Genomic DNA, 24,527 nt, shown 5'->3' with positions numbered 1-24,527 from the left:
TTAGGTGGTTGGTCTAAATCAGGTGATTTTTCTGAAGTAGCCGCTGATCCAGTCAAAAGACAGAATTTGGTAGAAAATGTCACCCGATTTATCAAATACACGAATATGGATTTTGTCGATGTCGATTGGGAGTATCCTGTTGACGTTCGCCAGCCTGACTTGGTAGATAATGTCAACGATGAAGGAACGCCACATGCGATACCAGAAGATAAAGAAAATTATATTACTTTACTTAATGAGATTCGTGAATCCATTGATGAACAAGGAGAAGAATTAGGGAAAACCTATGAGTTATCAGTAGCACTACCTGCATCTCAAGGCAGACTAACTGCTGGGATCGATATTGACGGTCTATTTGAAGTTGTTGATTTTGCCAATATCATGACCTATGACATGAACGGTGGCTGGGGAGATCGCAGTGGCCATCATACCGCACTTTATGGCAATCCGGCTGATCCTAATTATAACCAAGGCCTTTCAGTCGATCAGACGGTCCAATTTTTACGAAATGAAGGTGCTCCAGCTGAGAAAATCGTAATCGGTGCTGCTTTTTACACACGTGGTTGGCATGAAGTAGCAGAGGGCAATGATCCTTTACTACCTGGATTGTTCCAAACAGCCGAACAAAGCAATCGAAACGCCGATCTTTCACCAACTTTCGGTGCGAAAAATAAAAGTCCATTAGTAGTAGGCGATGGTGGTAGAGCCGGTGGTGTTTGGCCTTACCGCAATATTCCAGATTTGATCAATGCGACAAGTGGATTGACTGAATATTGGGACGATGTCGCAAAGGCGCCTTACATGTATAGTTCAGAAACAGGTGAATTTTTCAGTTTCGATAATGTGCGCTCGATCGGATACAAAACGCAATATGTGCAGGAAGAAGAATTGGGTGGTGTGATTTCTTGGATGCAGTCACAAGACAAAGAAACCACGAGTACAAAGCGTGATGAGCTGACGAATGCGATCAAAGATGGATTATTTGGTAATACGCCATTACCACAGCATGAAATCGTCACTGCACCTTTAGCTATCGACGTTGAAATCATTCCTTATACTGAAAACAGTGTAAGCGGATACGAAATCACGGTAACAAATAATGAAACATTAACAGAGTCATCTACTGTATTAAGCGCTGTGGAAGCGGCCCAGAAAACAGTTAAATTGCCTAAATTTACGATCGATCTGAATAGCAATGAAACATTAAGTGCAGGCGATTATAAAGCTGGAACTGTCACTATGGATGACAGCACAGTGACTGTTGATCTATCTTCCGTTTATGATGGAAGAGAAATCGCGCCAGGAGATTCTTATGATTTCCGACTACAATCCGATGATTCCGTCGTTTCGGTGGATCATTTCGACACGATGACTTTAAGCCAACGAATTGGTACGGATGGTATCGAGATCAATCACCAAGTGATTTTTGGTGCAGAAGACCCAGATCCTTCTGATGTCGAAGCACCATCGATTCCAACTAATGTGGCAGCAACAGCAATAGATGCGACAGAAGTGACATTGGGTTGGACAGCTTCGACGGATAATCACCGAGTAGCTGGTTACTATGTTTACCGTGATGGTCAATTAGTTGGACAACCACGTACACCATCATTTACAGATACCGGGTTAACACCTGATATGGTATACACTTATACAGTCAAAGCCTTTGATGCGTCAAACAATGTCTCGGCTGCCAGTCAACCGGTGATCGTTCAAACGTTAGATACTGTTACGCCTGGATACCCGGCGTGGGATCAGACACAAATCTATGTTGCTGGGGACAGAGTCACACACTTAGGGCATACGTATCAAGCGAAGTGGTGGACACGAGGTGATGAGCCAGGAACGCAACAATGGGGACCATGGGATTTGATTAATTAACTTGTATTTTTGAGTGGACAGTTAGCTATATTTTTATGAACCGTTAAAAAAAACAAAGATCCTCGTTGCTGTTCAAACAATACGCAACGAGGATCTTTGTTTTAAATAGTGACGTAAAAAATCAATTGATTGATCCTGCAATTCTAATTGCAAGAGTTTTATAACAAATACTTAATTGGCAAGTTTTTTTGCTTTTTCCGTATTCGCAAAATGTAATTTTGCATAATTTGCCAATAAAGCTTCACCACCTTTTTTTAGGATGGCTGCAGCTACTTGATCAGATTTTGTACCAGCGCCAGATGGGAGAGTGATCCCAAGTTCAGCGGAAGCTTTATCCAACTCTTCTAAAAAGCTTGCTCGACTAATGATCGAGGCTGCAGCAACCGCTAAATGATATTGTTCACCTTTCGTTACAAAGTAAAGTTTTTCTTGTATTTGATTTTTTTCTGAGCGGGCATATTTTTTAAAGTTAGCTTCCGGTGTGAACTGATCGATCAAAATGGCATCCGGTTTGACAGGCGCAATCTTTTGTAACAATAAGTGGATGGCTTGATTGTGCAAAGCAACTTTCATCCGCACTGCATTGTACGTGGGTTGGATCTCATTGTATTTTTTAGGCGGTAAAACCAATAATTGATAAGGGATTGTTTCCTTTAACACTTTGGCTAATTGGATAATCTGCGCATCTTTTAGTTCTTTTGAATCTTTGACACCTAATGTGCGTAATTCTTTAAGTTTTGTCTGGTCTACATAAGCAGCACAAACAGTCAATGGACCAAAGTAGCTGCCGTTGCCGACTTCATCACTACCCAACACAGAGAGTGTTTGTAAATCCTTTGGTAAGGAAGCAGAACCAGCGCCAGCTTGAGATGATTTTTTTGGCGCAAGGGGAGTTCCCCATTTGGCTGCTTCTTGTTCGGCGCCGCTTCCTTGGAACATCACTTTACCTGACGTATAGGCGGTGATCGTCGTTCCATTTTTCTTAGCTGAAAAATGGGTATAAGGGATTGGCTTTTGTACTAAAAACGCACGATAGGCGTCTTTCATCGTTGCTAGTTGATTTGGTGTTACTTTTAAGATAATATTACTCATTCGTTCCGTTGCCAAAAAATCTATAAATATTTCTAACCAACAATAAAAGTTGTCAGATCAATGTTTGATTCCTGTTTCTCCGTGTCCGATTTTGCCACTTTCTTGCTACTCTCGTTTGTTCTGACACTCCACAGGCGTTAATTCGGATACAACGAATCCTATCATTCTAGGTTTTTATTTGATTAAAAAACCGTAAATCAATTACGATAACTCGCTAAATTCAGACTGGTCTTACCTCGATCTATTGTATAACTTCAGTTCTCGTAATGATCATTGCGATCAGACATTTTTAAACCTATTTTCTTATGTCCAATCTTTGTGGCATCGTTTAGAACTTAGATAAAATCGATCTGCTTCTATTCACTCAAGGCCATCATTTTCAAATTTCTATTGAAACTGACGTTTGAATCCATAGAACTTTCGCTACTGATTTGGCTAAATGCTTATTTTTCATCATGACCTTTACATCCAATGTTTCAGCAACAATTTTTGATCATTTGGTTTTCACGATCTCTGTCGTTGTTTGATGAATAGAGTTCTGACGAAGATTTGCTAGTTTTCGCTGTATCTGTCATTTTTTTAATTTATAGATGTTACATGTTTTGACAAATAGGGTTCCCTCCTTATTCATCTCGCATTTTTGAGAAGCTTTGCGCTGTAACCGACACAAAAGCGTTCAATTTTCTTCTTACTATTTCGTCCCTATTTTTGTAGATTCAGCTGTTTAGGCAACTGCTAAAGCTTTGATACTAAGAATGGTTCCCAGTCAAAAAAATTTGTAGACCGATGACTTTATTGGCAATTGTTCAACTAAATCGACGTTATCATTATCCTTTCATAACTAAAAATACGCCATATCTTGCAGTTTAGATGCTAATTTTATAGGTATCTATAGACTTAATTTAACTGTTGATTCCTCCTGTTTCGATCAAGCTGTGTGAAAAGGTTTTTTTGACTAGGTCCAGCTGATTTGAAATCAATGCACACATAGCATTTTTGCAAAGTTTATCATATAATAGTAAAGTATTTATAATGAAGCCTTGTGTGTACAGTTAATTACTTAACTATATGGTACACTAGTTAATATTTTTGGCAATAGGAGGAGACGGATTCATATGTCACATGAAAAAACACGCTATAAAGCTGTGATTGCAGATCAAACATATACCATTATCGGGCAAGAGTCAAAACAGCATATGGATATGGTCACGAAATTAATCAATGAACAATTAGCTGAATTAAAAGAATTGTCCCCTCAATTAGACAATGAACAAGCAGCTATTTTATTAGCAGTCAATGCATTTTCAGATCAATTGAAAAGACAGGAAAAAAATCTGAAATTGATCAAAGAAGTCACTGAACTGAAACAAAAAATGGTCAGATACACAGAAATGGAGAATCGCATCAAACGAATCGAAGCAATTGAAAATGAAGCACGAGAAGTATTAAAAGAAAGTGGAAGCGACCATGAGATCAAAAATCATGTGGAAGCTCAACAGATTTTAAACGAAAAAAGAAAAGATCAAATCAAACAAAGATCTTCGAACTGATATAATAAGTATTATATAGAAGAGAAAGGAAGAATGTATGCTTAGTCTTTTGATTTTATTTATTTTGCTGATTGCATTTTTTTCTGGGGCAAGTCGCGGCTTTGCGTTACAAGCCATCTATCTGATTGGCTATTTTGTATCGTTTCTAGTAGCGCAAACCTATTACAAAACCTTAGCCAGTCATCTGCAATTATTTATTCCTTATCCTGCGGTAACAGCTAATTCTAACTTAGTTTTTTTTGATCAAGCGTTTTCGTTCAAATTAGATGAAGCTTTTTATGCAGGTGTGGCATTCTTGATCATTTTATTTGTCGGTTGGCTGATTACACGATTCATCGGGGTTTTCGCGCACGGATTGACGTTCATTCCAGTACTCAAACAATTGGATTGGGTGGCAGGAGGAGTCTTGTCCGTCATCATTACCTATATTTCGTTGTTTTTAGTTTTGCGTTTGCTGACGTTTATTCCAGTAGGATTTATCCAAAATCAATTCAGTGGCAATAACCTGGCGACATTTATGGTCGAGCGAACACCGATTTTAGCAAATAGGATCTATGATCTATGGGTGACACAAGTGATCAATTAAGTAAGAGATTATTTCTTGTCAATGACAGAGGCTATGAAGGTGTCGGTTAGTCTTGCAGACTGCTTAGCCCTCTGCCTCTTTTTTAGTGAAAGTAAGGTGAAAAAAATGAACAAACGTATCCTTGAAACATTAGAGTTTGAAAAAGTAAAACAACAAGTGCGACAGTTCGTGATCACAGCACAAGGGCAAGAAGAATTAGCTCAACTTGTGCCAGTGAATGAAGAAGAAACGATCAGATACTGGTTAAACGAAACGGAGGATGGTCTAAAAGTCCAACGCCTACGTGGCGGTATCCCGATCCCTAAATTAGAAAATATTCGCCCCCATATGAAACGAATCGAGATCGGTGCTGATCTGAATGGGCTTGAACTCGCACAAGTGTCACGCGTTCTTTCTACCACTAGCGAATTACGTCGTTTCATTGATGATCTAGCAGATAGCGAAATCGAGTTTGAACGTCTTTATTTTTGGTCCGATCAATTAGTTGCGATTCCTTCACTAAGTCGTCGCTTGAAAGAAGCAATCGACGATGATGGCCGGGTGACAGACGATGCGTCTCCTGAGTTGAAGACGATCCGCCAAAATATCCGGAGAAGTGAACAAGCGGTCAGAGAACAACTAGATGGGATCGTCCGTGGAAAAAATGCCAAATACCTGAGCGATGCCATCATCACGATGCGAAATGATCGCTATGTTATTCCAGTAAAACAAGAATATCGTGGTGTCTTTGGTGGCGTCGTCCACGACCAAAGTTCTTCGGGTCAAACATTATTCGTCGAGCCAAAACAAGTCGTTGAATTGAATAATCGTTTGCGCCAGTACCAAATCGCGGAGCGCAATGAGATCCAACGAATTTTAAGTGAATTATCAGCAGAGTTAGTCCCTCATCGTCAAGAGATTCTCCACAATGCGTTTGTCATCGGTAAAATGGACTTGATGAATGCGAAAGCACGTTTTGGGAAAGAGTTGAAGGCGATCGTGCCAACGATCAGCACAGAAAACATTGTTGATTTGAAGCAAGCTAGACACCCGTTGATTGATCAAGAGAAAGTTGTGCCAAACGATATCTCGATTGGGGAAAACTATCAAGCCATCGTCATTACTGGGCCGAATACTGGTGGGAAAACAATCACCTTGAAAACACTCGGCTTATTGCAACTGATGGGGCAAGCAGGTTTACCGATCCCAGCGGATGAAGAGAGCCAAATCGGGATCTTTGAAGATATTTTTGCAGATATCGGGGATGAACAATCGATCGAACAGAGTTTATCGACTTTCTCCTCACATATGACGAACACTGTGGATATCCTTTCAAAAGTCAATGAAAAAAGTTTAGTTTTATTTGACGAACTAGGTGCGGGAACTGATCCGCAAGAAGGTGCGGCTTTGGCGATCGCTATTTTAGATGATCTTGGAAAGAAATCAGCATACGTGATGGCAACGACTCACTATCCTGAATTGAAAGTCTATGGCTACAATCGTTCAAATACCATCAATGCAAGTATGGAGTTCAATGTGGATACCCTTAGCCCGACTTACCGTCTGTTGATCGGTGTACCGGGTAGAAGTAATGCATTTGAGATTTCAAGTCGTCTAGGGTTAGACAACCAAGTCATCGATGAAGCAAAGCAATTGATGAATGATGAAAGTCAAGACTTGAACGAAATGATCACTGACTTAGAAAATCGTCGAAAAATGGCAGAAACAGAATATTTAGAAATGCGTCATTATGTCGATGAAGCGCAACGCCTTTACAATGATTTGAAAGAAGCATACAGTTACTTCTTTGAAGAACGTGAACAAGAAATGGCAAAAGCAAAACAAAAAGCCAATGCACTCGTTTCTGAAGCAGAAGAGAATGCAGAAAAAATCATCGCAGATATTCGCAATTTACAAAAACAAGTGGGACAAGGGACAGTGAAGGAGCATCAATTGATCGATGCAAAATCACAACTGGCAAACTTGCATCAAGAAGAACAACTGAAGAAAAATAAAGTCTTGAAAAAAGCGAAAGAACAGAAAACGTTAAAACCAGGTGATGAAGTGTTAGTCACGACTTATGGGCAACGTGGTACGTTATTACGTAAAAATGGCAACCAGTGGCAGGTGGAGATTGGTATCTTAAAGATGAATGTCTCTGAAAGCGAATTGACACCGATCGCGCCACAAAAAGAACCACAACAACGAGTGATCCATACTGTTCGCTCAGATGCTAATTCAGCGGTCTCTAACCAACTTGATCTTCGTGGGAAACGCTATGAAGAAGCACTGAATGAAGTCGATCTATATTTAGATGCGGCAATCTTAGCTGGCTATGCTCAAGTAACGATCGTCCATGGAAAAGGGACAGGTGCATTAAGAACAGGAATCACCGATTATTTGAAAAATCATCGCAGTGTGAAGAGCTTTGATTTTGCGCCAGGAAACCAAGGTGGTAATGGTGCGACGATTGTTAAATTTAAATAAAACTTACTAAAGGTAAGCAAATAGCTCGTATCTCAACATCAATAGTGCTATACTAAGAATAGACTAATAAATGGAGGTCTTTGATATGGCTCAAGTAATTACAGATGCAACATTCAACGAAGAAACAGATAAAGGATTAGTTTTGATCGACTTTTGGGCAACTTGGTGTGGACCTTGTCGAATGCAAGCGCCAATTCTAGACCAACTAGAAGAAGAATACGATGAAGATGAATTCAGAATCGTGAAGATGGATGTTGATGAAAATCCTGAAACGCCTCAACAATTCGGGATCATGAGTATTCCAACATTACTTTTGAAAAAAGACGGCGAAGTAGTCGAAAAAGCGATCGGTGTCCAATCAAAAGAGCAATTACGTCAAATGATTGCCCAACACTTATAAGATAAGTAACCACTAAATCAGACTGAGACAACAATCATATGGATTGCTGTCTCGGTTTTTTTGCGACTTAAAAACTATCTAAAGGGCTGGGGCTGTGAAATACGAAAAGTAGATCAAGCGAGCTAGAAGTAACTTTTTTGAAAAATCGGGAAGAGAAACAAAGTTTTACAGAACAGACTTTTAAAAAACATTCTTATTTCTCTTCCCTTGATACTTCTCTTCCAACCTCTGTTATAATAGCGATATCGGAAATGTAAAGGAGCAGTCATCATGAATGAACGAATAAAAAATAAATTGGCATTACTACCTGATCAGCCTGGCTGCTATTTGATGAAAGACAAAAACGGCACGATCATTTATGTAGGAAAAGCCAAGGTCTTGAAAAATCGTGTGCGTTCCTATTTTACGGGAAGTCATAACACGAAAACCGAGCGATTAGTCAGTGAGATCGAGGATTTTGAATATATCGTCACAGAATCTAATATCGAAGCTTTACTTTTAGAAATCAATTTGATCAAAAAGAATGATCCTAAGTACAACATTATGCTAAAGGATGATAAAACATATCCTTTTTTAAAAATCACAAATGAAAAATATCCACGGTTAGTGATTACTCGGAAGGTCTTAAAAGATAAAGCTTTTTACTTCGGACCTTATCCCGACGTAGGTGCAGCGAATGAAACGAAAAAGATTTTAGATCGTTTATTTCCACTGCGAAAATGCAAACCTAGTCAGACAAAGGAACCTTGTCTTTACTATCATTTAGGTCAGTGTTTATGTCCTTATTATTTTGATGTAGATCCAGCGGAATATACCAGCATCGTGAATGAAGTCAAACGCTTTTTGAATGGCGGTTATGAAACAATCGAAACTGAGATCCATGAGAAAATGAATAAAGCGGCAGAAAATATGGAATTTGAAAAAGCAGCAGAATACCGAGATCAAATCAGAGCGATCGAAACGATCATGACAAGACAAAAAATGACGAATACCGATTTGATTGATCGCGATGTCTTTGGCTATGCGATTGACAAAGGGTGGATGTGTGTCCAAGTATTCTTTGTACGTCAAGGAAAGTTGATTGAACGAGATGTATCGATCATTCCTTTTTATAATGAAGCTGAAGAAGATTTCTTAACGTACATCGGTCAATTTTATCAAGAAAATGAACACTTCATTCCAAAAGAAGTCGTGATTCCTGATACGATCGATCAGCCAAGTGTGGAAGCATTGTTAGCGACTAAGGTCATCCAACCAAAACGTGGTGAAAAGAAAAAATTAGTGGAGCTAGCCAATAAAAATGCAAGAGTCGCATTGAACGAACGCTTTGATTTAATTGCTAGAAAACAAGAACGAACGATTGGTGCCATCGAACGTCTAGGTAATGCTATGAACATTCCAGCACCTATCCGCATCGAATCGTTTGATAACTCCAATATTATGGGGACTGATCCAGTTGCCGCCATGGTCGTATTTATCGACGGAAAACCAGCAAAAAAAGAGTATCGAAAATATAAAATAAAAACGGTTGTCGGACCAGACGACTATGCCTCCATGCGAGAAGTGATCTACCGTCGTTACGCTCGGGTGATACGAGAAGAACTTCCTTTACCTGATCTTATTTTGATCGATGGTGGGAAAGGTCAAGTGGATGTAGCAAAAGATGTTCTCGAAAATCAATTAGGAATCGATATCCCAGTAGCTGGGATGGCTAAAAACGACAAACATAAAACAAATGAATTATTGTTCGGAAATGAATTGGAAGTCGTACCCCTTGAAAGAAATTCGCCGGAGTTCTTTTTATTGCAACGCATCCAAGATGAAGTCCATCGGTTTGCGATCACATTTCACCGCCAACTGCGTAGTAAAAATAGTTTTGCTTCGCGCTTGGATGAAATTGAAGGATTAGGTCCAAAACGGAAAAAAATGTTGTTAAAAGAGTTCAAATCGTTAAAAAACATCACCGCAGCATCGATCGAAGAATTACAAGAGATTGGTCTACCGAAAAATGTGGCACAAAATGTATTCAATAAACTGCATGAAAGTTGAAAAAAATTTGGATTGAGGGCGCTTTACAAAAACTGTAAAGTGTCCTATCATTTTCATATGTACAATAAAAAACAATAACAATAGTTTTTGTTTCGCAATTATTTTTTTGTTGTCACGTAATGGATATAGAAGTTTAGGATAAAGGAGTGAAAAAATGTTAGAAGTAAAGGATTTAGTAAAGACGTTTGGCAGTTATACAGCTGTTGATCACGTTTCTTTTCAAATACCTGACGGGAAAATCATGGGATTGATTGGGCAAAATGGTGCAGGGAAGACAACGACTTTTCGGTTGATTTTAGATTTTTTGACGCAAGATCAAGGAGAAGTGTTATGGAATGGTCATCACTTGAGTGAAAAAGATTACGATATCATTGGGTATTTACCTGAAGAAAGAGGGCTTTATCCCAAAGTCTCAATTCAAGAACAGTTGATCTATTTTGCTGAATTGCGTGGGAAAACCAAAAAAGAGATTGAACCGAAGATCGACTTTTGGATGGAGAAATTCCAAGTAAAAGGAAAGAAAACAGATAAAGTAAAGTCCTTATCAAAAGGGAATCAGCAAAAAGTCCAACTGATTGCAACACTGATCCATGAACCTAAGCTGATCATTTTAGATGAACCCTTCAGTGGCTTAGACCCAGTCAATGCAGAGTTACTGAAAGATGGGATCATTGAGTTGAAGAAGAATGGCTCATGTGTCATTTTTTCCAGTCATAACATGGACAATGTTGAGAAGATTTGTGACCATTTGATCATGTTGCGTAATGGCGAGATGGTGTTAGATGGAAAAGTCCACGAGATTCGTGAAGCGTTTGGACGGACAAAGCTGTTTTTGGAATCTGGCTTGTCGCAACAAGAAATTGAAGAAATCGAAGGCGTTCAAAAAGTGGTTCTTCGTGAAGATCAATCGTTGGAGATCACGCTAGATCATCCAGATGTCGGAAAAGAGATCTTTACTAGGGCAACACAGTTTGGTTATATCCCGATGTTCAATCAACAACCACCTACTTTAGAGGAAATCTTCAAGATGAAAGCAGGTGAGCTACATGCGTAAGTTTTGGATCATCACCAAAGATGTATATTTGAAAAATGTGAAATCGATTTCGTTTATTATTATGATTCTTGTACCATTTATCTTGATGGGTGTTATCTATTTGGCAGGGAATTTTGCGCAACAAAATAGCGAAACAGATAAAATCGGTGTGATTGCTGAAGATCAACAAATCACTGATTATTTGAGTCAATCAGACATGGGGGATTTCCGCTTTGAAGCTTTGTCATCAGAAGATGAAGCTAAAAGTGAGTTATCTGATGAAAAAATCGATGCTTATATGGTCGTCACAACAGATAATGGCGAAGTAACTGGAGAATTATTCAGTGAAAACTCATTAGGCCAAGCTACACAACTGTTGATCCAACAGCAGTTGACGGGCTTACAGTCGATGATGCGGGCAAGTAGTTTAGGGATCTCTCCAGAAGAAGTGGCGGCTTTAAGCCAACCGGCGTCATTCTCAAGACAAAAAGTCAGCTTCGATGCAAATGGTGAAATGACAATTGGAGAAGATAACTCAGCGGTTCAATATGCAGTTAGCTATGTGGCTACGATCATTTTATTTATTATCATTTTGACGTATGCACAAATCATTGCACAAGAGATTGCTTCAGAAAAAGGCACAAGAATCATGGAAGTGATTTTATCTAGTACCACGGCTCAAAAACATTTTTATGGTAAACTGACCGGTGTACTATTAGTAGCCGTCACTCAAATGGCTTTATACGGCATCATCTTTGCTGTAGGGTTCAACCAGTTCAAAGATATGGAGATCGTAAAAAATGTACTAGATGGGATTTCTCTCGATAGTATTTTCGGTCCATTCTTATGGTACTCTCTACTATTCATGTTCTTTGGTATCTTGATCTACTCTGTCTTAGCGGCATTGTGTGGTTCATTAGTCAACAAAGCCGAAGATACAGCAAAAGCGATCCTACCAGTAACTTACCTTTCTTTAGGTGGGTATATGCTCGGCTTGATCCTTGGCGCATCTGATCCTAATAACATCGTGATTCGCATCACGTCATATATTCCATTTTTATCTTCTTATATCATGCCAATCCGCTTGGCAAATGAAACGGTTGAAATAAGTGGCGCATTGATCTCACTAGTCGTGTTAGTGATCATCACATTTGTATTGATGTTCCTATCTGCGAATATGTATAAGTCAAACGTTCTTGTATACAGTGAAGGTGGTATTTGGACTTCATTGAAACAATCGATTTCGATCATGAAGAATGAACGGAAAAGAAATAAAGCGTAAAGCTGTGACAAGTAGTGTTCAGCTAAAATAAGACGAGGCATCTGAAAATTTTAATAATTTTCGGATGCCTCTTTTTTATGAAGAAGTTAACTTTGCCATACCGATCATCTAAAGTTAAGGAGAATGCTGGGGCTAGTATCTCGGAGGCTTCTTTTAAGTATCTTTGACGGTATCTCATATACCTATTTATGGTTTTGTTTACTGTATTTGTTGAAATAAGTTGATATGTATCCTATAATTTTAGGTATACCAATTTTGGAGGCGTTTGGATGGATCAATATTTAGAGTTATTGTCAGAAAAATTTCCAACAAAAGAAGAAGTCATTACGGAGATCATCAATTTAGAAGCGATCTTGCAACTACCCAAAGGAACTGAATTATTTTTAAGTGATATTCATGGTGAGTTTCCCGCGTTTGATCACATTTTAAGAAATGGTTCAGGGAATCTGCGTGAGAAAATCAAAGATTTGTTTCAAGATTGTTTGAGTGAAGAGGAAATGAAACGATTAACGATTTTTGTTGCTTATCCAGAGTACGCACTAGCGACTGACTGGTATGAAAATGAAGACAAAGCGACATTGATCCATCAGTTGATCGAATTATTGCGATTCACTTCTATCAAGTATACAAGGTCAAAAGTAAGAAAAGGATTGCCTAAAGAATATAGTTATATTATTGAAGAATTACTGTACATCGATGATCGTGTGCAAGGAAAAAAATCTTATGTGCGTAAAATCGTTGATCAGCTGATCGAGATGAATGAAGAAGAACGCTTTTTAAAAAAATTAGCCCGTACGATTCAGCGAATGGTGATCGATCATGTCCACGTAGTCGGAGATATCTTTGATCGGGGGACACAAGCTGCTAAAGTGATGGATCGCCTGATGGAACTTCCTTCGACTGATATCCAATGGGGAAATCATGATATTTTGTGGTTGGGTGCTTATTGTGGCTCTGAAACTTGTTTATTGACCTTGTTGCGTATCGCTGCGCGGTATAATTATTTGTTTGAATTAGAAAAAGAATATGCGCTAAATCTTCGTCCTTTATGTTCGTTTGCGACAGACACGTACCAGACGAATCCGTTGTTTACGCCTAAAAATATGCAAGACTCGACGGAACGTGAAAGAGAAGAAATGGAGAAGATCCATCAAGCGCTTGCGATCATGCAATTCAAGTTAGAATCGCAACTGTTAGAACGACGTCCAGAATTTGAGATGGCCGATCGAGATTTACTCATGAGCATCGATTACGAAAAGAATCATTTACGATTAGATGATAAAGAATACACGATCCATCATCCTTGTTTCCAGACGATCGCCGTGGAGCAGCCAAATCGCTTGACGGAAGAAGAGCGACAAGTGATTGATACCTTGATGTATTCTTTTCAGCATTCGCTTCGTATGCAAAAGCATATGGCTTTCCTTTTAGAAAAGGGAAGAATGTACCTAGTCACGAATCAGAGTGTGCTATTCCATGGATGTATGCCAGTAGATGAGAATGGGGAGTTTCTAACTTTTAAATTAGGAAATGAGACTTATCAGGGGAAACGTTTGATGGCTTTCTTCGAGGAACAGATTCGTGAAAGTGCCCGATCACCGAGAGAAAAAGAAGATTTGGCGACTGATTTGATCTGCTATGCTTGGAGCGGTCCATATTCTCCGCTATTTGGTAAAAGCAAGATGGCGACGTTTGAGCGTTATTATTTAGCAGAAAAAGAAACACATGTAGAAGTCAGTAATCCCTATTATCGGTTACGAGATACTGAGTGGTTGAGTCAAAAAGTCCGGCGTGAATTTGGCGTTTCTCTTGTTGGTTCAGTGATCATCAATGGACACACCCCTGTCAAAGTAAAAAAAGGAGAGTCGCCGATCAAAGCCGATGGGACGGTCTTCGTGATCGATGGCGGATTATCCAAAGCATATCAACAAACGACAGGAATTGCTGGCTACTCATTGCTATGTAACTCTTATGGGTTTCAAATCGTGACGCATTATCCTTTTTTAGGGATCGAAGAACAATTTGAAACGGCGAATGGTTTAGCAGAAGTCAAAAAAGTCATTGATCAACAACTGCCACGAAAATTAAATCGAGACACCACAAAAGGAAATGACTTACAACGTCAGATCCAACAACTAAAAAAATTACTTGAATATCGCAAGAGTTAATGAATGATTGAGATTTGTTGCAGGAATTAAATGAAACGCCCAACTAGTCGAAACAACATGTTTCTTCTAGTTGGGCGTTTTATCTATTTTGTGTCGATCACAACGATTGAACAAAATAATCGAATAATTTTTGATCCAATGGATTTTTTTGGTGGATCAGTTCAGGGTGCCATTGTACACCAAGTATTCGTTGCTCTGCTTCATTGCTTTCAACAGCCTCGACTAATCCATCAGGCGAATACGCCGTTGCTTTCAGTGTGGGCGCGAGATCTCTTATTGCTTGGTGATGATAAGAATTCACAAAGTAAGAAGTAGGAAGTAACTCATGAAGCAAACTATCTGGTTCCACTGTGATCTCATGGGTCGCAAATTGTGGAGGAGTGGGTTGCTGTTCATGTTTTACTGACCAATTCGGATACAACGTCAAATCTTGATAAAGATTGCCGCCTAAAGCGACATTCAATAATTGCATCCCGCGACATACGGCTAAGATTGGTTTGTTCTGCTTCAAGGCTTCGTTGATCAACGCCTGCTCGAACAAATCCCGATCCAGATTCGTTTCTGTCAGTTTAGGGTGAGGCGCTTCATTATAAAGTGAAGGACTAACATCCTGTCCACCGGCAAGAAGTATTTTGTCGACCATCTGGATATAATCGCTAGCAGTCTCTGGGGAAGAAATAGGTATAAGTACCGGTAAGCCCCCTGCTTGCTTCACTGCATTAACAAAGCCTTGGGGAGTGTAAGTGACTTGATTCCCTTGGAAAGTTTCTGTTGCTCGTAATAACTGATTAGCCACGATACCGATTTTTTGTTGCATACATTTTCCTCCATTCATTCACTAGTATTATTTTAGCAATACTTTAGAAAAAATAAAAACATTTGTTTTATAAAACGTACGTGATTATATAATAGGAAAGAAGATTATCTAAACTTGCACATTTACTATCGGTAATAGCCTTTTTGAGGAAGAAACCTTATCAGATAGTTGAAATTTCCCCTCGTTTTGTTATAATTGTAGGTAAGAAATAAATAAAAAAGGTTGGGCGCAAGCTTCAAGGATCTGGTTCTTCAAGGGGTGAGAAGAACATGTTTTTGAAAGTGCCTAGCTTATCTAAAGTTATCTTTTAGAGGTACATACTTTCAATGAAAAAAGAAAGAATGTACCTCTTTTTTTTAGAGGAAGGATGTGGGAAATGTGCTAGAAGCCTTAGAAAAAATCAAACAAGCTGAAAAAGCAAATGAACAAACCATGCAAAAGCTTCAGCAAGAGCTAAAAGATTACCAACAAATCAAAGAAGCAGAATTGAATCAACTTCGTGCGGATCAAAAACAACGATTAGAACAGTTGCTTGAAGAAAAAAAACAAGCAGAACAGCAACAAGCGGCTGCTGAAAAAAATAAATTGAACGAAGATGCCAGACGGTTGCAATCCATTGTGCAAGAACAATATGAGAAGCAACGAAAGCAAGCGGTTGATGCGATCATTGAAAGGGTGAAAGAAACTTATGGCCGTCACTAAGATGGAAAAAGTCACTCTTATTTCCGATAAACGTAACCAAGAGGCATTGCTGAAAACGATCCAAGGGATCCAAAACGTCGAGATCCGCGATCTTTTTCAAGAAAAGACAAATAATGAATGGGTCGATACTTATTTTCCTAAGGCCACGATTTTTGAAAAAGAACCGGTCCTCAATGCACTCTCTAGCCGTATCATGCAAACCAGAGAAGCTGTTCAATTCATTGATCACCATGGAGACAAGCAACAAAAAAAGCAACATCTCAAACGAAGAGAATTGTCTTTGGAAGAGCTAGAAGCGGATTATTCGGAAGAAGATTTTACGAAGAGATTAACTGAAGTACTGGATTTGAAAAAACAATGGGAAACACTGTCAGAAAAACGAGAACAACTGTCAGAGCAAGAAGAATGGTTGACGCACTGGTCAAACTTAGACTTCACACCTCAAAATTTTAGTAGTCGGCAAACAACCGTCGTGATGGGAACGATCAGCGTTGCGAATGCAACAGAGTTTAGAGAAGAATTAGCAAAAGTCCCAGAAGTCTATGTGGAAGAAATCAGCGAAACCGATCATTTCGTCTACTTGACGTATGTTGTACTAAAAACAGTAGCAGTTGCTGTGGAAGAGATCGCTACTCGTTATGGCTTTGTGAAAGAAACTTATCCTTATGAACGCTCGCCTAAAGAACAATTACAGCAAGTCAAACAAGAGTTGCAAGCGTGCGATGAAGCACAAAAAAAATTAGCGATCAAAATCGGTCGTTGCAGTAGCTACATCCAAGAGTTGGAATGGGCGGAGGAGATTTTACTAGCAATGGTAGAACGCGAAGCGGTGAAAGATCGATTTGTCATGGCGCCTTACTTGATCGTCGTCCAAGGCTGGGTCGGAGAAGAAGAAAAACAAGAACTGATCCAATTGGTAGAAGCGACATTATCAGCGGATGAAGTCTATCTTAGCTTTGAAGAGCCGACAGAAGAAGAGATCGATCAAGAAGTCCCAACGAAATTAAAAAATCATCCAATCGTGGCACCATTTGAGCTGCTGACGGAAATGTACAGTTTGCCCAAATACCATGAAATCGATCCTACCCCATGGATGACGCCTTTTTACCTCGTCTTTTTTGGGATGATGGTGGCTGACATCGGTTATGGACTACTCATGTTATTGGGTGCGATCATTGCTCAAAAATTACTGGTATTGCCACGAGGCATGCAACGGTTTGTTAAGTTTTTCGAGATCCTAGCGATTCCGTCGATCATTTGGGGATTTATTTACAGTTCGTTTTTCGGACAAGCACTACCAACCGAAATCGCTGGCATTCATTTGCCATTTCCACTGCTGTCGACGACTGAAGATGTGAATACGATCTTGATCTTATCTGTCATCTTTGGATTTATTCAAATCCTAGTCGGGTTGTTTCTGGCAGCAAAAGAACATATCAAGCGCAAAGATTATCTAGATGCGGTCAATGACGGGTTCGCATGGCAAGGAATCTTAGTCGGGCTTGTTCTAGTACTGATCGGCAGTATGCTTGTCAAAAATACCGCATTTGTGTATCTAGGTGCAGGACTGGCGATTTTTTCAGCGCTGTGTATTTTGTTTATTCCGATTTTTCAATCTTCTTCAAAAGTCAAAGGCGCCGCAAAAGGTGCGTACAATTTGTATGGGTTGACTGGTTATATCGGTGATCTAGTGAGTTATACACGTTTGATGGCACTCGGGATCTCTGGAGGGAGCATCGGCGCAGCTTTCAACATGTTGGTTGCTTTTATGCCGCCAGCAGCTCGTTTCAGTGTAGGGATCTTATTGATCATTGCCTTACATGCGTTGAATATGTTCTTAACCTTGCTGAGTGCTTACGTGCATGGGGCAAGATTGCAGTATGTCGAATTTTTCGGCAAGTTTTATACCGGAGGCGGACGAGCCTTCGATCCACTGAAAACAGCGGAAAAATATGTCAATATCAATCATAAGAAAAAATAGAAAAAAGTTGGAGGAAATTTAAAAAATGATGGATTACTTAATTGCTCAAAATGGTGGAATGGTATTTGCGGTATTAGCAATGGCAACAGCAACGATTTTTTCTGGTATCGGTTCAGCTAAAGGTGTAGGGATGACTGGTGAGGCTGCTGCAGCATTGACGACGAGTCAACCGGAAAAATTCGGTCAAGCGTTGATTTTACAATTACTACCTGGTACGCAAGGTCTTTATGGATTCGTTATCGCCTTCTTGATCTTCATCAATCTAAACGGAGATATGTCCGTTGTCCAAGGATTGAATTTCTTAGGCGCTTCACTACCGATCGCCTTTACTGGTTTGTTTTCTGGTATCGCCCAAGGGAAAGTGGCTGCTGCGGGTATCCAAATCTTAGCGAAGAAACCAGAACATGCAACAAAAGGGATCATCTATGCTGCGATGGTTGAAACATACGCAATCTTAGGATTCGTTATTTCTTTCTTATTAGTGTTGAATGCTTAAACGAGGAGGAAAATAAATGAACGCCATTGATAACATCATTCAGCAAATGAATGAAACAGCAGAAGCAGAACGAGCGGCGTTTGAAAAAGCAGAGCGTGAAAAAATCGATCAGCAAGTAACAAGCGAACGTGCGCGTTTAGAAGCAGAATACGAAAAATCAAAAGCGAGAGAACTTGAAGAAATCGAAAAAAATTATCGTCAATTAAGAAATCGCCAACAGGTCGAAGTACGTCAAGCGACACTTAATGAAAAACAAGAGTTTTTACATCGCTTGTTTACTGAAGCTCGGCAAGAATTAGAAAACTGGTCAGTAGAAGACCAACTTTCTTTCATGTTCGAGATGGTGCAGACATTATCTTTGTCTGGCGATGTTTCCTTATTTGCTGGAGAAAAGTCTGCTGCCATTCTAACAAATGAAGTGTTGGAAACGTGGAATCAAATCTTGCCCTTCACCTTGCACTTGGGTGAACGAACGATTGCAAAAGAAGCGGGATTTTTGATCGATGATCAAGGTGTCCAATACAATTTTATCTACAGTGATCTGGTTCAAGAAGTGCAAGAACAAATGCGCTTTGAGATTGCGAAACAACTATTCGAGTAAGGAGGGATCGTTGAATGGAATATCATGAATTAAATCCCTTGATTCGTGGAAGAGAGTTAGAACTCTTATCAAAAGAAGACTTCGAACGCATGATTCAAGCAAAGTCATTGGAAGCACTAGGGGAGATTTTAAAAACAACGATTTACCATCCTTACATCTATGAAGGCTTTGAACGCGATTTTGAGGCAAATCTGTTAGCGGAATCAGCTAAATTATTTACTTGGTTGAAAGAATCAGCACCAGAACCCGAAGTCGTATGGGTCTATACGATGCGCTATACGTTCCATAATTTAAAAGTCTTGACCAAAGCGGAGATGACTGGCAAAAATTTGGATCATCTCTATCGTAATGATGGGTTTTATTCTTGCGAAACATTGAAGCAGGCGATCCATACACAAACTTCTACAGAATTGCCACCGCAGTTGTTGGACAGTATTCGTGAAGTCCATGAATATTGTGAAGAATCATCGGTACTACAAGGGATCGATGTCATCTATGACCGCTATTTCTTGACGGAACAACGCCGTCTTGGAGAGAAACTCGGCTATCCGGAATTGCTGGAAGAAATCATCGCATTTATCGATTTGACCAATATCACAACGATGGCACGAGGCATCTTACAGCAACGTTCGAGCGGGTTTATGACGGCAGTACTATCAAGTTCAGGAAGCATTCCGAAAGAAGCGTTTTTAACTTTTGTCAAAAGTGATCTCGAGGCGTACCTATCCTTTTTACAAACAACGGATTATCGTGAATTGATTGAGCCAGCTGTCCGTGAAGGTGAATTAGATTTTGTGCAACTTGAACAAATCAAAGACAACTACTTGTCCTCACTTTATCAAGCAGCACAGACGCAAGCTTTTGGTCCGTTGCCTTTACTTGCTTTCTTGAATGCAAAAGAAATCGAGAGCAAAAATCTTCGGCTATTAGTGATCGGCAAAAAAAATCAGTTCGATAATGAAACGATCAGAGAAAGGGTGAGACAAGTCTATGACGCATAAAATCGGTGTCGTTGGCGACAAAGATTCTGTTTTACCATTTAAATTATTTGGATTTGATGTGCAATATGCGACAGAACCACAAGATGTGAGGAGCGCCATCGAACGAATGGCAAAAAACTCGTATGGTGTCATTTATGTGACCGAACAAGCGGCAACATTGACACCTGAAACGATTGAACGTTACAAAGAATCGATGACACCCGCAATCGTCCTTATCCCTAGCCATCAAGGAACGATGGGGATCGGTGTGGCAGAGATCCAAAAGAGTGTGGAAAAAGCAGTTGGACAAAATATCTTATAGAATGTAAAGGAGATAGTGCATTGCAAATTGGAAAAATCATAAAAGTCTCCGGCCCTCTCGTGATGGCAAAAAATATGTCAGATGCCAGTATCCAAGATATGTGCTTAGTGGGAGAGTTAGGAGTAATCGGTGAGATCATCGAGATGCGTGGAGATGTCGCATCAATACAAGTATACGAAGAAACTTCAGGGATCGGCCCTGGCGAACCAGTACGTTCAACAGGGGAAGCTTTATCAGTTGAACTAGCACCGGGGATCATTTCACAAATGTTTGACGGGATTCAACGTCCTTTAGATACATTTATGGAGTTGACACAAAGCAACTTTTTAAGCCGTGGGGTGCAATTACCTGCATTAGACCACGAAAAAAAATGGTGGTTCGAAGCAACTGCTGAAATTGGACAAGAAGTTCGCACAGGAGATGTCATTGGTGTTGTGGATGAAACGAAGATCATCAAACACAAAATCATGGTACCTCATGGTGTCAAAGGAAAAATCACTAAAATCGAAGCAGGCTCATTTACGATTGATGAAGTAGTCTGCGTGATCGAGACGGAAGACGGCTTACGTGAATTGACGATGCTACAAAAATGGCCGGTCAGACGTAGTCGCCCTATCAAAGAAAAACTGAATCCAGACGCACCGATGATCACTGGACAACGGGTCATCGATACCTTTTTCCCAGTGACAAAAGGCGGAGCTGCCGCTGTTCCTGGTCCTTTTGGTGCCGGTAAAACAGTCGTTCAGCACCAAATCGCCAAATGGGCGGATGTGGACATGGTCGTGTATGTCGGTTGCGGCGAACGTGGCAACGAAATGACGGATGTATTGAATGAGTTTCCAGAATTGATCGATCCTAATACAGGGGAATCATTGATGGAACGTACCGTATTGATCGCCAACACGTCGAATATGCCGGTAGCAGCTCGTGAGGCGTCGATCTATACAGGGATCACGATTGCGGAATATTTCCGTGATATGGGGTATGATGTGGCGATCATGGCAGACTCAACGTCTCGCTGGGCAGAGGCGTTACGAGAGATGAGTGGACGTTTAGAAGAAATGCCTGGCGATGAAGGGTATCCTGCTTATTTAGGTTCTCGCTTAGCAGAATATTATGAACGTTCAGGACGTGTCATTGCTTTAGGTTCTGAAGAACGTGAAGGAAGCATTACAGCAATAAGTGCAGTTTCGCCATCTGGTGGAGATGTCTCAGAACCAGTGACACAGAATACGTTACGTGTGGTGAAAGTATTCTGGGGACTAGATTCTAGTTTAGCGCAAAAGCGTCATTTCCCATCGATCAACTGGATTCAAAGCTATTCTCTTTACTCATCAGAAGTCGGACGTTATATGGATCAGATCCTACAAGAGAATTGGTCAGAGATGGTAGCAGAAGGAATGCGTATCTTACAACAAGAAGAACAGCTGAATGAAATCGTCCGCCTTGTCGGTGTCGATTCACTTTCTGACAACGATCGTTTGACTCTTGAAGTAGCCAAATCCATTCGTGAAGATTATTTACAGCAAAATGCCTTTGATGATGTGGATACATTTACTTCCAGAGAAAAACAATTCAAAATGTTGAAATTAGTTCTTTCCTTTGGCGAAGAAGCACGTCAGGCGATCTCATTAGGTGCTTATTTGAGTGAGATCATGAAAGGAACTGTCGCATTGAGAGAACGGATCGGCCGTAGCAAATTCGTGCCGGAAACAGAATTAGCCAAATTAGATGAGATCCAAGCAAGTATCAAACCAACGATCCAAGCAATCGTTTCAGAAGGAGGAATGACCGATGATTAAAGAATATCGAACGATTGGCGAAGTGGTCGGTCCTTTGATGGCGGTAGAAAAAGTCGCTGGTGTAAAATATGAAGAATTGATCGAAGTACGTATGCAAAATGGCGAGATTCGTCGTGGACAAGTACTCGAAGTACAAGAAGACAAAGCGATGGTCCAGATCTTTGAAGGAACGAGTGGAATCAACCTCAGAGATTCATCCGTCCGCTTTTTAGGACATCCATTGGAATTAGGGGTTTCTGAAGATATGATCGGTCGTGTATTTGACGGGTTAGGTCGACCAAAAGACAATGGGCCAGAAATCTTGCCAGAAAAATACTTGGACATCAATGGCGAAGTAATCAATCCAGTGGCGCGTGATTACCCCGATGAGTTTATCCAAACGGGAATCTCGGCGATCGATCATTTGAACACGTTGGTCAGAGGACAAAAATTACCAGTGTTTTCTGGCTCTGGATTGCCACACAAAGAATTAGCAGCCCAAATAGCAAGACAAGCAACAGTGCTGGATTCTTCCGATGATTTTGCCGTTGTTTTTGCAGCAATCGGGATCACCTTTGAAGAGGCAGAATTCTTCATGGAAGATTTCCGCCAAACAGGGGCGATCGATCGCTCTGTGATGTTCATGAACTTAGCAAATGATCCAGCCATCGAACGGATCGCAACACCTCGCATGGCTTTGACTGCGGCTGAATATTTAGCCTATGAAAAAGGAATGCATGTCTTAGTCATCATGACGGATATGACCAACTACGCCGAAGCGTTGCGAGAAATCTCAGCGGCACGTCGGGAAGTACCAGGTCGACGTGGATATCCAGGGTATCTTTATACCAACTTGGCAACTTTATATGAACGTGCTGGGCGCATTCGTGGCTTAAAAGGTTCTGTGACACAGATCCCAATTTTGACCATGCCAGAAGATGATAAGACACATCCCATCCCTGACTTGACTGGCTATATCACTGAAGGACAGATCATTTTGACGAGGGAATTGTATAAGAGTGGGATCCAACCGCCAATCGATGTGTTGCCTTCCCTTTCTCGGTTAAAAGATAAAGGGACAGGTGAAGGAAAGACGAGAAAAGATCATGCAGCAACCATGAACCAATTGTTTGCGGCATATGCTCAAGGAAAACAAGCGAAGGAACTAGCTGTTGTTTTAGGTGAATCTGCGTTGTCAGATGTGGACAAGATCTATGCAAAATTTGCGGAACGTTTTGAAAAAGAATATGTCAATCAAGGTTTTTATACGAATCGCTCGATCACTGAGACGTTAGACCTTGGCTGGGAGCTTTTAGCGATGCTTCCACGAACAGAATTAAAACGGATCAAAGACGATTTGCTTGACCAGTACCTGCCAGAAGGAGAGTGAGTGTCAGATGGTTCGATTAAATGTTAATCCGACACGGATGGAATTGACACGACTCAAAAAACAATTGACGACCGCGACGAGAGGGCACAAACTGTTAAAAGATAAGCAAGATGAATTGATGCGTCAATTCATCTTACTGATTCGCAAAAACAATGAATTGCGCCATACAGTAGAAAAAGAAATAACCGCAGCTATGAGCGATTTTGTCCTTGCGAAAGCTTCATTGCCTGAAGCATTCATTGATGAATTGTTTGTCTTGCCAGCAGAAAATGTCGAGTTATCTGTGATCGAAAAAAACATCATGAGCGTCAAAGTCCCGATCATGAATTTTGAATACGACGAACAGTTAGGCGAAGCACCTGTAGAATATGGCTATTTGAATTCAAATGCGGAATTAGATCGTTCGATCGATCGTTTCACCTCATTTCTTCCTAAGCTGCTTGAGTTGACGGAAATCGAGAAGACCTGTCAATTGATGGCTGGTGAAATCGAAAAAACACGTCGAAGAGTCAATGCATTAGAGTACATGACGATCCCGCAACTGGAAGAAACGATCCATTATATCAAAATGAAGTTAGAAGAAAATGAACGAGCGGAAGTGACTCGTTTGATCAAAGTAAAAAATATGGGGAACGATGATTAAGTAGTTCCAATCACTTTATCGTTCGATCGTACTAAACTCCGAAGAATAAGTTGTAGACGCTAAAATATTTTTTCTGTTTTGACGTTTATGGCTTACTTCAATAGGAGTTTTTTCTTATTTTGTATTTTTGTTTTTCCCTCGTTGGTTGAAAATTACTGAAAGCAAACGAAGCGATAGAAGGGATGTAAAAGTCTCAAATTCTTTGCCAGAATAACAAAAACAGGGTAAGATAAAGAATAAAAATAGGGAGTTATCAATAGATTTCTTTTTATATCTGTGGGAATATAGCTGCTTTTCTATGTTCTTT

Annotated in this window: 20 protein-coding genes and 1 other annotated feature; of the genes, 18 read left to right on the top strand and 2 right to left on the bottom strand. The window is 40.2% G+C overall.

Translation table 11 applies throughout. From position 1 onward, the window contains the following. Positions 1–1,881: glycosyl hydrolase family 18 protein (locus tag JZO83_RS03370; RefSeq protein ID WP_207114971.1), on the top strand; the 1,881-nt coding region annotated here is incomplete at its 5' end. A gap of 171 nt (positions 1,882–2,052) precedes the next feature. On the opposite strand, the gene rnhC is transcribed toward JZO83_RS03370, so the two are convergent. Continuing rightward, positions 2,053–2,973 carry a ribonuclease HIII gene (rnhC, locus tag JZO83_RS03365; RefSeq protein ID WP_206853474.1) on the bottom strand — a complete coding sequence of 307 codons (921 nt, stop codon included), beginning with the start codon at positions 2,971–2,973 and terminating at the stop codon, positions 2,053–2,055. Between the two features lie 1,115 nt (positions 2,974–4,088). On the opposite strand from rnhC, the gene zapA reads away from it, so the two are divergent. The 8 genes from zapA (at position 4,089) to JZO83_RS03325 (ending at position 14,507) form a co-directional block, all read left to right on the top strand. Next, positions 4,089–4,523: a cell division protein ZapA gene (zapA, locus tag JZO83_RS03360; protein ID WP_206853476.1), complete on the top strand. Its 435-nt coding sequence runs from the start codon at positions 4,089–4,091 to the stop codon at positions 4,521–4,523. A gap of 37 nt (positions 4,524–4,560) precedes the next feature. Further along, the gene (locus JZO83_RS03355) at positions 4,561–5,109 is read left to right on the top strand and encodes a CvpA family protein (RefSeq protein WP_206853478.1); all 549 of its coding nucleotides are present in this window, start codon (positions 4,561–4,563) and stop codon (positions 5,107–5,109) included. 105 nt (positions 5,110–5,214) lie between these two features. Further along, positions 5,215–7,575, top strand: coding sequence for an endonuclease MutS2 (locus JZO83_RS03350; RefSeq protein ID WP_207114970.1), 2,361 nt, complete (start codon positions 5,215–5,217; stop codon positions 7,573–7,575). Between the two features lie 85 nt (positions 7,576–7,660). Next, on the top strand, positions 7,661–7,975 hold the full coding sequence (trxA, locus tag JZO83_RS03345) for a thioredoxin (RefSeq protein WP_206853482.1): 315 nt from the start codon (positions 7,661–7,663) through the stop codon (positions 7,973–7,975). 270 nt (positions 7,976–8,245) lie between these two features. Beyond that, complete coding sequence (gene uvrC, locus JZO83_RS03340; protein ID WP_207114969.1) at positions 8,246–10,024, top strand: excinuclease ABC subunit UvrC; 1,779 nt, start codon at positions 8,246–8,248, stop codon at positions 10,022–10,024. Positions 10,025–10,178: 154 nt separating this feature from the next. Continuing rightward, positions 10,179–11,078 (top strand): ABC transporter ATP-binding protein, encoded by a 900-nt coding sequence (locus JZO83_RS03335; RefSeq protein ID WP_206853486.1) that lies wholly within the window; start codon positions 10,179–10,181, stop codon positions 11,076–11,078. Continuing rightward, entirely contained in the window at positions 11,071–12,339 is a 1,269-nt protein-coding gene (locus tag JZO83_RS03330; RefSeq protein WP_207114968.1) for an ABC transporter permease, read from the top strand. Before JZO83_RS03335 ends, JZO83_RS03330 begins: the two co-directional genes overlap by 8 nt. 269 nt (positions 12,340–12,608) lie before the next feature. Continuing rightward, positions 12,609–14,507 carry a fructose-1,6-bisphosphatase gene (locus tag JZO83_RS03325; protein ID WP_207114967.1) on the top strand — a complete coding sequence of 633 codons (1,899 nt, stop codon included), beginning with the start codon at positions 12,609–12,611 and terminating at the stop codon, positions 14,505–14,507. Between the two features lie 97 nt (positions 14,508–14,604). Here the strand turns inward: JZO83_RS03325 and JZO83_RS03320 are convergent, their stop codons facing one another. After that, complete coding sequence (locus JZO83_RS03320; protein ID WP_206853492.1) at positions 14,605–15,324, bottom strand: gamma-glutamyl-gamma-aminobutyrate hydrolase family protein; 720 nt, start codon at positions 15,322–15,324, stop codon at positions 14,605–14,607. A gap of 220 nt (positions 15,325–15,544) precedes the next feature. Then, positions 15,545–15,592 (top strand) — a sequence feature (sodium ion sensor (DUF1646 type); this cis-regulatory element may regulate processes involved in with the transportation of sodium ions). Between the two features lie 101 nt (positions 15,593–15,693). Between JZO83_RS03320 and JZO83_RS03315 the strand changes: the two genes are divergently transcribed. Genes JZO83_RS03315 through JZO83_RS03275 form a run of 9 tightly spaced genes read left to right on the top strand, consistent with a single transcriptional unit; the run spans position 15,694 to position 24,220 of the window. Continuing rightward, the gene (locus tag JZO83_RS03315) at positions 15,694–16,026 is read left to right on the top strand and encodes a hypothetical protein (RefSeq protein WP_339092624.1); all 333 of its coding nucleotides are present in this window, start codon (positions 15,694–15,696) and stop codon (positions 16,024–16,026) included. After that, positions 16,013–18,007: a V-type ATP synthase subunit I gene (locus tag JZO83_RS03310; protein ID WP_242542364.1), complete on the top strand. Its 1,995-nt coding sequence runs from the start codon at positions 16,013–16,015 to the stop codon at positions 18,005–18,007. The genes JZO83_RS03315 and JZO83_RS03310 overlap by 14 nt, the downstream gene beginning before the upstream one ends. Before the next feature lie 25 nt (positions 18,008–18,032). Then, complete coding sequence (locus JZO83_RS03305) at positions 18,033–18,503, top strand: V-type ATP synthase subunit K (RefSeq protein ID WP_206853497.1); 471 nt, start codon at positions 18,033–18,035, stop codon at positions 18,501–18,503. A 16-nt stretch (positions 18,504–18,519) separates the two neighbouring features. Continuing rightward, on the top strand, positions 18,520–19,104 hold the full coding sequence (locus JZO83_RS03300) for a V-type ATP synthase subunit E (RefSeq protein WP_206853500.1): 585 nt from the start codon (positions 18,520–18,522) through the stop codon (positions 19,102–19,104). A 14-nt stretch (positions 19,105–19,118) separates the two neighbouring features. After that, positions 19,119–20,105 (top strand): V-type ATPase subunit, encoded by a 987-nt coding sequence (locus JZO83_RS03295; protein ID WP_206853502.1) that lies wholly within the window; start codon positions 19,119–19,121, stop codon positions 20,103–20,105. Then, positions 20,095–20,406, top strand: a complete 312-nt coding sequence (locus JZO83_RS03290) for a V-type ATP synthase subunit F (RefSeq protein WP_206853505.1) — start codon at positions 20,095–20,097, stop codon at positions 20,404–20,406. The genes JZO83_RS03295 and JZO83_RS03290 overlap by 11 nt, the downstream gene beginning before the upstream one ends. Before the next feature lie 20 nt (positions 20,407–20,426). Further along, positions 20,427–22,208: a V-type ATP synthase subunit A gene (locus JZO83_RS03285; protein WP_206853508.1), complete on the top strand. Its 1,782-nt coding sequence runs from the start codon at positions 20,427–20,429 to the stop codon at positions 22,206–22,208. Next, positions 22,201–23,577, top strand: coding sequence for a V-type ATP synthase subunit B (locus JZO83_RS03280; RefSeq protein ID WP_206853510.1), 1,377 nt, complete (start codon positions 22,201–22,203; stop codon positions 23,575–23,577). The genes JZO83_RS03285 and JZO83_RS03280 overlap by 8 nt, the downstream gene beginning before the upstream one ends. 7 nt (positions 23,578–23,584) lie before the next feature. Further along, entirely contained in the window at positions 23,585–24,220 is a 636-nt protein-coding gene (locus tag JZO83_RS03275; RefSeq protein WP_207114966.1) for a V-type ATP synthase subunit D, read from the top strand. Positions 24,221–24,527 lie beyond the last annotated feature (307 nt).

Source organism: Enterococcus sp. DIV1298c (assembly GCF_017316315.1).
Lineage (GTDB): Bacteria > Bacillota > Bacilli > Lactobacillales > Enterococcaceae > Enterococcus_B > Enterococcus_B mangumiae.
The sequence above is the reverse complement of the archived record's forward strand: the minus strand, read 5'-3'. Positions and strand labels throughout refer to the sequence as shown.

Excerpts from the sequence above, each read along its gene's own strand:
- rnhC (WP_206853474.1), bottom strand. The coding sequence starts at position 2,973 with ATGAGTAATATTATCTTAAAAGTAACACCAAATCAACTAGCAACGATG.
- zapA (WP_206853476.1), top strand. The coding sequence starts at position 4,089 with ATGTCACATGAAAAAACACGCTATAAAGCTGTGATTGCAGATCAAACA.
- JZO83_RS03355 (WP_206853478.1), top strand. The coding sequence starts at position 4,561 with ATGCTTAGTCTTTTGATTTTATTTATTTTGCTGATTGCATTTTTTTCT.
- JZO83_RS03350 (WP_207114970.1), top strand. The coding sequence starts at position 5,215 with ATGAACAAACGTATCCTTGAAACATTAGAGTTTGAAAAAGTAAAACAA.
- trxA (WP_206853482.1), top strand. The coding sequence starts at position 7,661 with ATGGCTCAAGTAATTACAGATGCAACATTCAACGAAGAAACAGATAAA.
- uvrC (WP_207114969.1), top strand. The coding sequence starts at position 8,246 with ATGAATGAACGAATAAAAAATAAATTGGCATTACTACCTGATCAGCCT.
- JZO83_RS03335 (WP_206853486.1), top strand. The coding sequence starts at position 10,179 with ATGTTAGAAGTAAAGGATTTAGTAAAGACGTTTGGCAGTTATACAGCT.
- JZO83_RS03330 (WP_207114968.1), top strand. The coding sequence starts at position 11,071 with ATGCGTAAGTTTTGGATCATCACCAAAGATGTATATTTGAAAAATGTG.
- JZO83_RS03325 (WP_207114967.1), top strand. The coding sequence starts at position 12,609 with ATGGATCAATATTTAGAGTTATTGTCAGAAAAATTTCCAACAAAAGAA.
- JZO83_RS03320 (WP_206853492.1), bottom strand. The coding sequence starts at position 15,324 with ATGCAACAAAAAATCGGTATCGTGGCTAATCAGTTATTACGAGCAACA.
- JZO83_RS03310 (WP_242542364.1), top strand. The coding sequence starts at position 16,013 with ATGGCCGTCACTAAGATGGAAAAAGTCACTCTTATTTCCGATAAACGT.
- JZO83_RS03305 (WP_206853497.1), top strand. The coding sequence starts at position 18,033 with ATGATGGATTACTTAATTGCTCAAAATGGTGGAATGGTATTTGCGGTA.
- JZO83_RS03300 (WP_206853500.1), top strand. The coding sequence starts at position 18,520 with ATGAACGCCATTGATAACATCATTCAGCAAATGAATGAAACAGCAGAA.
- JZO83_RS03295 (WP_206853502.1), top strand. The coding sequence starts at position 19,119 with ATGGAATATCATGAATTAAATCCCTTGATTCGTGGAAGAGAGTTAGAA.
- JZO83_RS03290 (WP_206853505.1), top strand. The coding sequence starts at position 20,095 with ATGACGCATAAAATCGGTGTCGTTGGCGACAAAGATTCTGTTTTACCA.
- JZO83_RS03280 (WP_206853510.1), top strand. The coding sequence starts at position 22,201 with ATGATTAAAGAATATCGAACGATTGGCGAAGTGGTCGGTCCTTTGATG.
- JZO83_RS03275 (WP_207114966.1), top strand. The coding sequence starts at position 23,585 with ATGGTTCGATTAAATGTTAATCCGACACGGATGGAATTGACACGACTC.